Here is a 13,084-nt window from a genome sequence, read left to right on the forward strand (position 1 = left end):
GAGACGTGCGGGTTCGAGGTCCGATTCGTCCCCGTCGACCACCCGCCGCTGCTCTGTTTCGGGGCCGTCATCGAGGACCCGGAGACGGGTGCGAAGCTCTCGCTGACCGGCGACACGAGCTACGACATCCCGGCCGCCTCCCGCGAGGCGCTCGCGGACGCCGACCTCTTGTTGGCCGACGCCATCGTCCCCGCGTCGCTCTGTGAACACCACCCGATCGGCGGGCGCCACGAGGGGCCCGACGGCGTCCCCCGCACGTTCGGGTCGAAGCACATGACCCGAGAGGGGGCGCTGGCGCTCGCCGACGAGCTGAACGCCGACCGGACGCGGCTCGTCCACCTCGCGCACTTCTACCCGCCCGAGGAGGCGTTCGAAGAGCCGCTGGCGGTCGACGGCGAGACGTACGAGCTGTGACGAGACTTTTACCTCGGTAACGCATAACACGATCGGGATGAAGGCGGACTCCCGACTTCGCGCGGCGCTCGACCGGCTCGAGTCGCCGCCGCGCGCCGTCGACTGGTCGCTGCTGCTGTTCGTCTCGGCGGAGGTCGTGACCGGACTCGTCTCGTTCACCGTGGGCGTCCCCGAGGGGTGGCCGCTGTTCTGGCTGCACCGCGCGCTCGGGGTCGGGATCGTCGCGCTGCTCGCGTGGAAGCTCGCGCGAGTCCGTCGCCGCCTCACGAACCCGAACCTGTGGCGGCGATCGACCGCGCTGTCGGTCCTGACGCTCGTCACCGCCCTCGGGTCGCTCGCCACGGGGATCGTCTGGGTGTTCGGGCTCGACGTCCGGATCTCCTACTGGACCCTGCTCTCCGTCCACGTCGGATTCGGACTCGCACTCCTCCCGCTCGTCGTCGCCCACGCCGCGACCCGATTTCGGGCTCCCCGACGAGTCGACTTCGAGCGTCGCCGGACCGCCGTGCGCTACACCGTCCTTCTGGCCGCCGGGGCCGTGGTCTACCGGATACAGGAAGCCCTCAACGACCTGTTCGACACCCCCGGTGCGGATCGACGGTTCACCGGATCGCAGCCCCGTGACGGCGAAGGAAACGGCTCGTTTCCGATCACCTCGTGGGTCGCCGACGATCCGGACCCGATCGACCGGGAGGACTACCGGCTACGTGTGGACGGACTCGTGAGCGAGCCGGTCGAACTGACCGCTGACGAACTCGCGGCGGGTCACGAGACGGAGGCGCTGCTCGACTGCACCAGCGGCTGGTACACGGTTCAGGAGTGGGGCGGGATCCGTGTCGGCGACCTCCTCGACGCCGCCGGCGACGTCGGCGAGGACGCCGCCTACGTCCGGTTCACCTCGGTCACGGGGTACCGCTGGAGTCTCCCGCTCGACGAGGCGAGGGAGGCCCTGCTCGCGACCCACGTCGGCGGGGAGCGGTTGCGTCACGGCCACGGCGCACCGGCCCGGCTCGTCGCGCCCGACCGCCGCGGGTTCCAGTGGGTGAAGTGGGTGACGCAGGTAGAAGTTCGATCTGAGTACGACCTCGGTCAGTGGGTGGTGACCCTGATAAGCGGATTCGACTAACGGACACGTTTCACGCCGCGCGGATCACTCGTAGTCCGCGCCGACGACCTCGCGGATCCGCTCTGCGGTCACCGGGCCGACGCCGTCGACGTCCAATAGGTCGTCCTCTGGTGCCGTCATCACGGCCTCGACCGAACCGAAGTGTTCGAGGAGAGTACGGGCCGTGACGGGGCCGATATCGGCGATGGCGGAGACGACGTACTCCTGTTGTTCCGCGCGGGTCTTCGTCGTCTTCTCGCCGTGGACGCTCACCTCCCGGTCGCGCGTCTCCTGCTCGCGGCGGGCGATCGTCGCGAGCAGTTCGGTCGTGTCGGTCTCCCCCTCGGTTCGGAGAACGCTCACGTCGAAATCGACCGCCAGCGACGCGAGCGCGCCGCGGATCGCGTTGGGATCGATATCGCGCTGACCGTAGAGATTCGTCCCCTCGACGACCATCACGGGGCGGGCGTACGCCCGCGAGAGTTCGCCGACCTGCTCGAACAGCGACCGGTCGGCATCGAGCATCGAGTCGACGAAGTCCGCCGCCGACTTCCGCTCGACGGCGACCCGGTCAGAGAGCACGTAGTCGCCGACGGCGAGCGTTTCCAGCCGGGTGACGAGCCCGTCCCGCGTCGAGAGGCTCTTCGCGATCGAGGAGTCGAGCTCGCGCTGGTCGACGACGATTTCCACGCCGTCTTCGACGCCGGCGGTGGCGACGACGCCGTCGGCGTCGTTGTCGCCCTCGCTCGCTTCAGCCTCGTCGGTCGCCTCGCCATCGTCGGCGCTCTCCTCGCTGGCCCGCGCTTCCTCGGCGAAGTCGGTGAGTCCGGGGTCGTCGCTGTCGGCAGCGCCGCCGTCATCGACTTCGGTGTCGCTGTCGGCGTTTTCAGCCGGGCTGTCGTCAGCTTCCGCATCGCTCTCGCTCCCGGATCCCCCGCCGAACGCGTCGAGCCCGGCCTGCCCGTCGTCGCCGACGGTGTCTTCGATGTCGTCGGTGGCGGCTTTCAGCTCCGCGAGCTGGTTGGCCATCTTCTTCTCGCGGCGCCGGGAGATCCAGAAGAACGCCTCGTCCCGGGTGTCTTCGGCCATCAGAACGACGACCTGCCCTTCGGCCTGTCGGCCGGTCCGCCCCTTCCGCTGGATCGACCGGATCGCGGTGGGAACGGGCTCGTAGAAGCAGACCAGGTCGACTTCGGGGACGTCAAGCCCCTCCTCCGCGACCGAGGTGGAGACGAGCACTTCGAACGCGCCGGCTTTGAACTCGTCGAGCGTCTCCTGTTGTTGCTTCTGGCTCATCCCGTCGGAGCCCTCCTTGTCGCCCTGTCCGACGAACTTCCGGACGGCGAAGCTGGTCGAGAGGAACTCCACGAGCGCCTCGGCGGTGTCGCGGGACTCAGTGAAGAGAATGGCGCGCTCGCCGTCGTTGATCCCGAGCGTCTCCGCCAAGAGGATCCGGGCCTTCGAGAACTTCGGGTGGAGCCCGTCGAACGACTCCGCCTTCCGCATCGCCTCGCGCACCTTCGGGTCCGCGACCATCCGCTGGCTCGCCTTCGACGCGCCCGACGATCGGGCCGCCTCGCGCTGCCGCTCGAAGTACCGGCGAACGGACTCGACCGACTGGGTCTCGACCAGCTCCGTCGCGCGCCGGAGCTTCATCACCTCGGCGTGGGTGGACATCCCCTTGTAGCCGTCCGACTGGTCGTTGTCCATCATCTTCTTGAGCTTCCCGCGCATCTCGTTGAGGTCGCGCTGGGAGAGGTCGGGACTCGTCTTGTTCGTCACGCCGAGCGACTTCAGCTTCTCTAGCCGGTCGGTGATCACCTCGTTGAGCGCGTCGCGGATCACGATCACCTCGTCGGGGAGGGTGACCTGCTCCCAGCGCACGTCGGTGTCGTGGGTGTACTCGTCGACGTCGGCGTCCGCTTCGGTCATCACCTCCACGTTCCGCAGGCCGAGGTTCTCACAGACCGTTTGGATCTCCTCGGTGTCGCCGCCGGGCGAGGCGGACATCCCGGTGACGAGGGGGTCGGCGGCGTCGGCGTGGTACCGCTCGGCGATGTACACGTACGCGTAGTCGCCGGTCGCGCGGTGACACTCGTCGAACGTCAGGTGCGTCACGTCCCGGAGCGAGATGCGGTTCCCGACGAGGTCGTTCTCGACGACCTGCGGGGTCGCGATCACGATCCGCGCGTCGTCCCACACCGCGGCGCGGTCGTCGGGCTTCACGTCCCCGGTGAACACGACGATCTCGTCGGCCGGGATCGACAGCGCCTCGCGGTAGAAGTCCGCGTGCTGCTGGACGAGGGGTTTGGTGGGGGCCAAAAAGAGGGCCTTCCCGCCGGCCTCGTGGAGGCGCTCGGCGGTGACGAGCAGGCTCACGGTCGTCTTGCCGAGGCCGGTCGGGAGACAGACGAGGGTGTGGTCGTCGGCCGCGGCGTCAGCCAGCTGGAGCTGGTAGCGGCGCCGCTGTAGGAAGTCGTCGACGATCAGGGGTCGGTCGATTCCGGCGGCCTCGGTCGCCATCGGCGGGCCTACGCCGCCTTCGGCCTAAAGGCTTCGCGAAGCGGGGTGAAAGTTATCTCTCGGCGGAGCGGTCCTCTCGGAGCTCTTCGGGGACGTCCTCGTCGACCAGACGCGCCCACTCGACGAGTCGGTCTTCGGATGGTGATTGCGCGCTCATCAGGGGACGGATCTCAGTGGTACGTATTAACACTTACCCCGATTCCAGTCGCGTCGGCATCGATCGCGGCGTGACGCGCTTGCGACGGGGATCCGCGCGTCGGACGGCGACGACTCGCACCCCTTTTAGGGCTCACGTGCCTCCGGCCGGCATGAGCAAACTCGACGAGTTCCTCGCGGGCGAGCGGCTCGACGACGTCGTCTTGTTCCTCAGCGACGCGTCCCTCGACGACGATTCTCGGCTCCGCAACGTCGGTACCGAGACCGACGACGGCGTCCTGCTGATCCTCGACGGCGAGACCGGTCGGTCGGCGTTCGAGGCCGGCACGGGCATGGGCGCGATGGAGTTCGCGAAGACCGCGATGGGCGCCGAGGGGACGATCGCCCGATCGCTCGACGGCGGAGAGTGCCCGTTCGCCGAGGAAGCCCCCGACGACGACCACGACGTGCGGTTCGTCTTCGCCTTCGCGGAGGCGCAAAACGAGGAGGTCGGCGGCCTCTACGCCGAGGGCGACGTGGTCCACGCGTACGCTCACTGCACCTGCGGCGAGAGCTACTCGCACAAGTGGGTCGTCGGCGAGCGCGCCGAATAACGCGTCCTCGACCGGTATCGGATCGGCCGGTTCTGTCGGAATACCCTTCTCCAGAGACAGTTCCGCCTGAACCAGCGAGTCGTTGAAAAGGGCCTGCTGAACGAGAGCGGGAGTGAGTATTGTCGACCGCAGACGGCGACGTAGTATATAAATAACCGAGAACGGTGGCGGTAATTGTTTATAAATAGATAACCGCGGTCGGCGCGCTCCGGTGAGCGCCGCAACGCGGCGCGAATCCGAGCACGAGGGACGCGGCGAGCGGTGCGAGGTGCGAACGGAGTGAGCACCTCGATGGCGAGCGGCGAAGCCGCGAGCAGGGAGCCGCGAGGTTGGGGAGGTGTGAGGCTGCGGTTGCGGAGCGGTTCGGGTTGGGATTCAAAAGGGCCAGCCGCGAGGGCTGCGCAGGCGACGTAAGCACCGCAACGAGAGAGCGCTAGCGACCGAGTGAGGCGCGCAGCGAGCGTGCACCGCCCTCGCGGCTGGGGCTTTTGGAGGTGTTCACCGCGCCAGTAACGATTTATAAACGATCGACAGCAACGCCACTCGCTCAGTTATAAATGGCCGCCTCCACCCAGTCATATACCCACTCCCGCTCTCGATCGCCGCGGTGTCTGTATTGACCGCGGCCAAATCGGGACTGTCAGCTACCGAGGGACGGAGCGGGGCCGACCGAGCCTACTCCTGCTCGGGGGCGTCCGACTCCGGCACCGATCCCTCGACGAGCGACTGGTCGGCGTACTGCTCCCGGAGGTCCTTCTTCGAGAACTTCCCGGTGGCGGTCTTCGGCACCTCGTCGATGAACTCCACCGCGTCCGGCACCCACCACTTCGGGTACTCCTCGCGGAGGCCGGTCTCGATCTCGTCGACGAGCGCCTCGCGGTCGACGCCGTCGGCGGCGACGACGAACGCGACCGGGCGCTCCTGCCAGCGCTCGTGGGGGACGCCGACGACGGTAGCCTCGCTCACGCCGTCGTACGCCATGATCGCGTTCTCCAACTCGACGCTGGAGATCCACTCGCCGCCCGACTTGATCACGTCTTTCGTCCGGTCGACGAGCTGGAGGTAGCCGTCCTCGTCGACGGTGACCACGTCGCCGGTCTTGAGCCAGCCGTCGACGAACGACTCCTCGCTGGCGTCCGGCCGCGCGAAGTACTCCTTGGTGACCCACGGCCCGCGAATTCGAAGTTCGCCGAACGCCTCACCGTCCCACGGGATCTCCTCGCCGTCCTCATCGATGACTCGGAACTCCAAGCCGGGGACGACGAGCCCCTGTTTCGACCGCTTGTCGACCTGCGTGTCGTAGTCGGCGTCTCGCAGGTCGGCGGTGAGGTGCGAGACGGTGCCGATCGGCGACAGCTCCGTCATCCCCCACGCGTGGAGCACCTCGACGCCGCGGTCGTCGTACCACTCGATCAGCGACCGCGGCGCGGCCGCGCCGCCGACGATCACGGTGTCGAGCGAGGAGAGGTCGACGTCGTTGCCCGCGGTGATGTACTCCTGCAGGCCGAGCCAGACGGTGGGGACGCCCGCCGAGATCGTCACGCCCTCCTCTTCGATCAGCGCCGCGAGGTCGGCCGGGTCCGGCGACGGCCCCGGGTACACGTGCTTCGCGCCCGCCGCGGTCGCGGTGAACGGCATCCCCCACGCGTTGACGTGGAACATGGGGACGACCGGCATGACCACGTCGGAGTCCTCCATCGGGATCCCCTGCGGCGTCTGGGACGCCATCGTGTGGCTCCACAGCATCGACTGGGTGTACTCGACGCCCTTCGGCTTTCCCGTCGTTCCGGAGGTGTAACAGAGGCCGGCGGGCTGATCACTGTCGAGTTCGGGCCAGTCGTACTCGGTCGGCTGGTCGGCGATGAACGCCTCGTAGGGGGTCGCGTCGATCTCGTCGATCTCCGAGGAGCCCATCACGACGAAGTCGACGTCGGCGAACTCCTCCGCGCCCTCGGCCGCGGACGCGAGCTTCCCGGCGAGCGACGGGTCGACGAAGACGATCTCGTCGGCGGCGTCGTCGACGATGTACCGGATGTGCTCGTCCGGCAGCAGCGGGTTGATCGTGTGGAGCTGCGCGCCGGTGTTCGGCACGCCGAAGTACGTCTCGAAGTGACGGGTGTGGTTCCAACAGAACGTCGCTACCCTGTCACCGCGCTCGATCCCGTACTCGTCGAGCGCGTTCGCGAGTCGGGCCGTCCGGTCGGCGTACTCGGCGTAGGTGTGTCGCGTGCGGCCCTCGTGGGTCCGGGAGACGACCTCGGTGTCGGGGTACAGTCGTTGCGCGCGCCACAGGAACGGTCGGAGCGTCTGTGAGTGTCCACCGGGCATACCTTCCGTACCACGAGGTCGAGAACAATGAACGTTATCATGGTTGATCATGAGCTATTCGCGACGGCCGGTCCGGAGCGAGGGCGCCGTCTCGCGCGGACCTACCCCCGGAAGAGACTGGAGTGAACGGGTGCGTGATCGCGCTTCGGGCGGGCGGTCCGCCCGCCGTCCGTCTCGCCGCTCCCGTCGTCGGAGACCGTGCGGCCCGCGATCCCCTCGGCGAGGAAGTCGCGAAGGGGCGGACCGACGTGCTCGGGCTCGACGAGAAACGCGTCGTGGCCGTGTTCCGAGTCGATCACGTGGTGGGCGACCGGTACGTCGCGCTCGCGGAAGGCGCTCGCCAGCGACGTCGACTGCTCGACGGTGAAGTGCCAGTCGGCGGTGAAGCTCATCAACAGCGCCTCGCCCTCGAAGGCGGCGAGCGCGTCGGCGTCGCTCCCGTGACCGGCCGACAGGTCGTACTCGTCCATCGCACGCGTGAGGTAGAGGTAGCTGTTGGCGTCGAAGCGGTCGCTGAATCCCTCCGCCTGATAGTCGAGGTACGACTCGACCTCGCGGTACGGGAAGAACGCCGCCGTCGGCTCCGGCGGGAGCCCGAGGTCGCCGTCTTCGCGGGTCAACGAGTCGCGACCCGCCGACCGGCGGCCGAACTTCCGCTCCATCGACGCCTTCGAGAGGTACATCACGTGGCCGATCTGTCTCGCGATGGCGAGCCCCTCGTCCGGCGACGGCCGGTCCGGGCCGTAGTAGTCGCCGCCGTTCCAGTGCTGATCGGCGCGGATCGCCCGACGGGCGATCGCGTCGAGCGCCAGACACTGCGCGTCGAGACGGCCGGCGGTCGCGATGGCGACGACGCGGTCGACGTCGTCAGGGTACCGCTTGGCCCATTCGAGGGCGTTCATCCCGCCGACGCTCCCGCCGACGACCGCCCGGAGCCGCCCCACGCCGAGGTGATCGAGCAGGCGGCGCTGCGCGCGCGCCCAGTCTTCGACCTGGACCGGCGGGAAGGCGGTCCCCCAGCGGTCGTGGTCGGGCGCATCGGAGAGGTCGAGGTCGGCGGGGCGCTCGCTCGTCGGTCCCGTGGTGCCGTAACAGGAGCCGGGGACGTTCGCGCAGACGACGTAGTACTCCGTGGTGTCGATCGCCTTTCCGGGGCCGACGATGTCGTCCCACCACGCCCGAGCCTGGCCCGCCTGCCCGGCGTCTCGCTCCGGCGACGGCGACCGCGCGACGTTCTGGCTGCCGGTGAGCGCGTGACAGACCAAGACGACGTTGTCGCCGTCGAACTCGCCGTGCGTCTCGTAGGCGACCTCCAAGTCGGGGACCGACTGCCCGCACTCGAAGGCGAACTCGCCGAGCGAGGCGATTCCGTCCTCGGACGGCGTCGCGCTCATTCGGATCTCCCCTCCTCGCCCGTCGCGGCGCGTTCGCCCGCCGCCAGCCCGCGGTCCAGGTCGGCGATCACGTCGTCGGGGTCCTCGATCCCGACGGAGAGCCGGAGCATGTCCGGGAAGACCCCGGCGAGCCGCTGTTGGGTCTCGTCCATCTGCGCGTGGGTGGTGGACGCGGGGTGGATGACGAGCGTCTTCGCGTCGCCGATGTTCGCGAGGAAGCTCGTCAGATCGACGGCCTCACAGAACGTCTTGGCGGCCTCGTAGCCGCCGTCGACACCGAACGTGACCATCCCCCCGTAGCCGTCGAGGTACTCGGCGGCGTTGTCGTGGGTGGGGTGGTCCTCGAAGCCGGGGTACGTCACCCAGTCGACCCGGTCGTCGCCCCGGAGGAACTCGGCGACGGTCCGGGCGTTCTCGCAGTGCCGGTCCATTCGGAGCGGGAGCGTGTTGAGTCCCTGGATCGTCTGCCACGCGTCGAACGGGGACTGTTGGCCGCCGGTGGGGCGCACCCCGCGCTGGCGGGCGACGTTGGCGAAGGCGGCGTCGCCGAACTGCTCGACGAAGTCGATCGGGTAGGCGGGGGACTGGCCGTCGAGTTCGTCGTAGTCGGCGTCGGGGTGGTCCCACGGGAACTGGCCGCCGTCGACGACGATCCCGCCGACGGTCGTCCCGTTGCCCGTGATCCACTTCGTCGTCGACTCCCAGACGATGTCGGCGCCGTGCTCGAACGGCCGACAGAGGTACGGGCTCGCGAAGGTGTTGTCGACGACGAGCGGGACGGCGTTCTCGTGGGCGATCTCGGCGAGCCGCTCGAAGTCGGGCGTGACGAGCGAGGGATTCGCGACCGTCTCCACGTGGACGAACGCGGTGTTCTCGTCGATCACGTCGGCGTACGCGTCGTAGTCGAGCGTGTCGACGAGCCGCGCTTCGACCCCGCGACGGCTCGCGATGCTCGTGAGGTACGCGGCCGTCCCGCCGTACATCTCCGAACTGGCGACGACGTTGTCGCCCGCGCTCGCGAGCACCGTCGCGATCGCGTCGAACGCCGCCATCCCCGAGCCGGTCGCGACCGCGTCGGACCCGCCCGACAGGTCGGCCAGCCGGTCTTCGAGCACGCTCACCGTCGGGTTGGAGAGCCGGGAGTAGATGTGGCCCTCCGCCCGGAGCGCATACTGCTCGGCCGCCGTGTCCGCGTCGTCGAAGACGAAGGAGGTCGTCTGGTGAATCGGGGTCGCGCGCGCTCCTGTCGCCGGATCGGGCTCGGCGCCGGCGTGGAGACTCCGGGTGTTGAACCCACGTGTCATGTGTGTAGTGCATATATCCTCAGACATCTATAACCGTCAGTTACGGCAAGTGATGCCTCTGTCGGCCGCGCGGGCGTCGGCGTCTCGTGGTCGCTTTTTATTCGTCCGGAGCGGACGGCGATCATGCGCGTGCTCATCATTGGCGGAACCGGACTCATCAGCACCGGGATCGCCCGACAGCTCGTCGCGGCCGGCCACGAGGTCGTCGCGTTCACCCGCGGAACCACCGACGCGGACGTTCCGGAGGCCGTTCGGTTCCGACACGGTGACAGAAGCCGTCGCGAGGATCTCGATCGAGTCGCCGCCGAGGTCGACCCGGACTGCGTGATCGACATGGTGTGTTTCGGCCCCGAGACCGCCCGCGACGCCGTCGACGCGTTCGCCGGCGTCGCCGACCAGTACGTCTTCTGTTCGACGGTCGACGTCTACCGGCGGCCGCCGGCGGACCAGCCGATCACGGAGTCCGCGCCCCGAGAGTCGGAGACCGACGCGGCGCCCGTCAGCGACTACGCCGCCGACAAGGCCGCCGCCGAGGACGTCTTCTTCGACGCGCACGGCGACGCGTTCGCGACGACCGTGATCCGTCCGTGGAGCACCTACGGCGACCGGGGCCCCGTCCTCCACACGCTCGGGTCGGGAACGTACTACCTCGACCGGATCCGCGAGGGGAAGCCCGTGATCGTCCACGGGGACGGCACCGCCCTGTGGGGACCGTGTCACCGCGACGACGTCGCCGGCGCGTTCGTCGGCGCCGTCGGGAACGCGTCCGCCCACGGCGAGGCCTACCACGTCACGAGCGGGGAGCCGATGACCTGGAACCAGTACCACCGTCGAGTCGCGAGCGCCCTCGACGCCCCCGAGCCCGAACTCGTCCACGTGCCGACCGACCTGCTTTGCGAACGGCTTCCCGAGCGGACCGACCTGCTCGCCGACCATCTCCGATACACCACCGTGTTCGACAACGCGAAGGCCGAGCGAGACCTCGGCTTCGCGTACACGATCGACTTCGAGACGGGCGTTCGCCGGGCGGCCGACGCGCTCGAATCGACGGGCGATATCGACCCGTGGGACGCGGAGTCCGACGACGCCGTGATCCGGGAGTGGCGCGAGGCGACCGCCGCGTTCGTCGGCGGGCGCTGAGGGCTCGAAGCGACAGTTTATCCCCCACGACGCGCCAACGAGCGGTAATGGCAGCCGCCGGCACACCCGTACCCGACCTCGCTGAGCGCGCCGACGCCTGCGCCGACCGACTCCGGTCGGCGGACCGCGTCCTGCTCGCCTCTCACATCGACGCGGACGGGCTCACCAGCGCCGCGATCGCCTCCACGGCCCTCGCTCGCGCCGGGATCGACCACGAGGTCGTCTTCGAGAAGCAGCTCGACGAGGCGTCGATCGCCGGGATCGCGGCCCGCGAGTTCGAGACGGTGCTTTTCACCGACTTCGGCTCCGGACAGCTCGACGTGATCGCCGACCGCGAGGCCGCCGGCGACTTCACCCCTATCATCGCCGATCACCACCAGCCGGCCGACGCGGACACCGAGTTCCACCTCAACCCGCTCTTGGAGGGGATCAACGGCGCGAGCGAGCTGTCGGGGGCGGGCGCGAGCTACGTCCTCGCCCGGGCGCTCGAAGGCCCCGACGGCGACAACCGCGACCTCGCCGCGCTGGCGATCGTCGGCGCCGTCGGCGACATGCAGGACTCCGACGGCGGCCTCGTCGGGGCCAACGAGGCGATCGTCGCCGACGGCGTCGACGCCGCCGTCGTCGAAACGCGGACCGACCTCGACCTGTACGGCCGGCAGACCCGACCGCTCCCGAAGCTGCTGGAGTACGCGTCGGACGTGCAGATCCCCGGCGTGTCGAACGACGAGGCGGGCGCGATCGCGTTCCTGACCGACCTCGACATCGACGTGAAACGCGACGGCGAGTGGCGCCGCTGGGTCGACCTCGACGGCGAGGAGCGACGGACGCTCGCGTCTGCGTTAATGCGTCGCGCCGTCGCGTCCGGCGTCCCCGCAGATCGGATCGAGGCACTCGTCGGCACCTCCTACACGCTCGTCGACGAGGAGCCGGGGACGGAGCTGCGGGACGTGAGCGAGTTCTCCACGTTGCTCAACGCCACCGCCCGCTACGACCGAGCCGACGTGGGGCTCGCCGTGTGTCTCGGAGATCGGGGCGACGCGCTCGCCGAGGCGCGGCGACTCCTTCGCACGCACCGGCGGAACCTCTCGGAGGGGCTCCAGTGGGTGAAGACGGAAGGCGTCACTCACGAGGACAACCTCCAGTGGTTCGACGCGGGGTCGCGGATCCGCGAGACGATCGTGGGTATCATCGCCGGGATGGCCATCGGGTCGCCGGCCGTCGATCGGTCCAAGCCGGTGATCGCGTTCGCCGAAGAGAGCGCCGAGGAACTGAAAGTGTCCTCGCGCGGCTCGCACGCGCTGGTCCGACAGGGACTCGACCTCTCGGTCGTGATGCGCGAGGCGAGTCAGTCGGTCGGCGGCGACGGCGGGGGTCACGACGTCGCCGCCGGGGCGACGATTCCGGCCGACACACGCGACGCGTTCGTCGAGGCGGCCGACCGGCTCGTCGGCGAACAGCTGTCGTGAGGACGGGACGTCCGGCGTCGAGCGGCGAACGCGACGTCGAGCGGCGAACGCGGCCTCGGGCTTAGGCCTCGCCGAGGTCGCGGAACATCGCGCGATAGTCGTCCGAAGAGAGCGACTCGCCGAGGTCGTCGATGTCGGCGTCGAGGGCCGCCAACCGATCGACCAGTTCGGCGTACGACTCGTTTCCCTCGCGCTGGGCCGCCGGCTTCTGCGAGTTGAGAACCGCGCGCTTGCTCGCGAGCGCCGCGGCCTCTTGCACGAGGCCGTCGTACTCGCTGCGCGTCAGCAAGGTGTCGATCGCCGCCAGCAGCTTCGTGCGGCTAACGGGCTTGGTGAGGTACAGATCGAAGCCCATCCCGATGATGTCGAAATCGGGCTCGACGGCGGTGACCATCGCGACGCGACAGTCGTATCCCGACTCACGGATGTGTTCGAGAACGTCGTCACCGCTCCCGTCGGGGAGCCGTCGGTCGAGCAGCACGACGTCGATCTCGCCGTCGACCCGGTCGATCGCCTCGGCGGCGGTCTCGGCGGTCGCGACGTCGTACCGCTCTTCGAGGAAGCCCGCGTACAGCGCGGCGATGTCGGGTTCGTCTTCCACGACGAGGACGGACGGAGTGCTCACCGCCGATCACCGCCGGACGCGACGGGACACGCT

Annotated in this window: 10 protein-coding genes; 5 read left to right on the top strand and 5 right to left on the bottom strand. The window is 69.0% G+C overall.

Annotated features, from left to right (window positions below; genetic code table 11):
- Positions 1–414 (top strand): MBL fold metallo-hydrolase (locus tag C461_RS12090; protein WP_008001623.1); only part of this gene is annotated, 414 nt, incomplete at its 5' end.
- A 37-nt stretch (positions 415–451) separates the two neighbouring features.
- The gene (locus tag C461_RS12095) at positions 452–1,540 is read left to right on the top strand and encodes a molybdopterin-dependent oxidoreductase (RefSeq protein ID WP_008001624.1); all 1,089 of its coding nucleotides are present in this window, start codon (positions 452–454) and stop codon (positions 1,538–1,540) included.
- 24 nt (positions 1,541–1,564) lie between these two features.
- Here the strand turns inward: C461_RS12095 and C461_RS12100 are convergent, their stop codons facing one another.
- Positions 1,565–4,042 carry a DEAD/DEAH box helicase gene (locus C461_RS12100; protein WP_008001625.1) on the bottom strand — a complete coding sequence of 826 codons (2,478 nt, stop codon included), beginning with the start codon at positions 4,040–4,042 and terminating at the stop codon, positions 1,565–1,567.
- 308 nt (positions 4,043–4,350) lie between these two features.
- Here C461_RS12100 and C461_RS12105 point away from each other — a divergent pair, with 308 nt between their 5' ends.
- Positions 4,351–4,791: a DUF5807 family protein gene (locus C461_RS12105; RefSeq protein ID WP_008001628.1), complete on the top strand. Its 441-nt coding sequence runs from the start codon at positions 4,351–4,353 to the stop codon at positions 4,789–4,791.
- 675 nt (positions 4,792–5,466) lie between these two features.
- Here the strand turns inward: C461_RS12105 and C461_RS12110 are convergent.
- From C461_RS12110 to C461_RS12120, 3 genes are all read right to left on the bottom strand, one after another.
- Positions 5,467–7,119, bottom strand: a complete 1,653-nt coding sequence (locus C461_RS12110; RefSeq protein ID WP_008001629.1) for a long-chain fatty acid--CoA ligase — start codon at positions 7,117–7,119, stop codon at positions 5,467–5,469.
- A gap of 101 nt (positions 7,120–7,220) precedes the next feature.
- Positions 7,221–8,513, bottom strand: a complete 1,293-nt coding sequence (gene metX, locus C461_RS12115; RefSeq protein ID WP_008001630.1) for a homoserine O-acetyltransferase MetX — start codon at positions 8,511–8,513, stop codon at positions 7,221–7,223.
- On the bottom strand, positions 8,510–9,817 hold the full coding sequence (locus C461_RS12120) for an O-acetylhomoserine aminocarboxypropyltransferase/cysteine synthase family protein (RefSeq protein ID WP_008001631.1): 1,308 nt from the start codon (positions 9,815–9,817) through the stop codon (positions 8,510–8,512). Before C461_RS12120 ends, metX begins: the two co-directional genes overlap by 4 nt.
- A 123-nt stretch (positions 9,818–9,940) precedes the next feature.
- On the opposite strand from C461_RS12120, the gene C461_RS12125 reads away from it, so the two are divergent.
- Positions 9,941–10,957, top strand: a complete 1,017-nt coding sequence (locus C461_RS12125; RefSeq protein ID WP_008001632.1) for an NAD-dependent epimerase/dehydratase family protein — start codon at positions 9,941–9,943, stop codon at positions 10,955–10,957.
- 47 nt (positions 10,958–11,004) lie between these two features.
- The gene (locus C461_RS12130; protein WP_008001633.1) at positions 11,005–12,426 is read left to right on the top strand and encodes a single-stranded-DNA-specific exonuclease RecJ; all 1,422 of its coding nucleotides are present in this window, start codon (positions 11,005–11,007) and stop codon (positions 12,424–12,426) included.
- A gap of 61 nt (positions 12,427–12,487) precedes the next feature.
- Here the strand turns inward: C461_RS12130 and C461_RS12135 are convergent, their stop codons facing one another.
- Positions 12,488–13,051 (bottom strand): HalX domain-containing protein, encoded by a 564-nt coding sequence (locus C461_RS12135; protein WP_008001634.1) that lies wholly within the window; start codon positions 13,049–13,051, stop codon positions 12,488–12,490.
- Positions 13,052–13,084 lie beyond the last annotated feature (33 nt).

The organism is Halorubrum aidingense JCM 13560, assembly GCF_000336995.1.
Taxonomy (GTDB): domain Archaea; phylum Halobacteriota; class Halobacteria; order Halobacteriales; family Haloferacaceae; genus Halorubrum; species Halorubrum aidingense.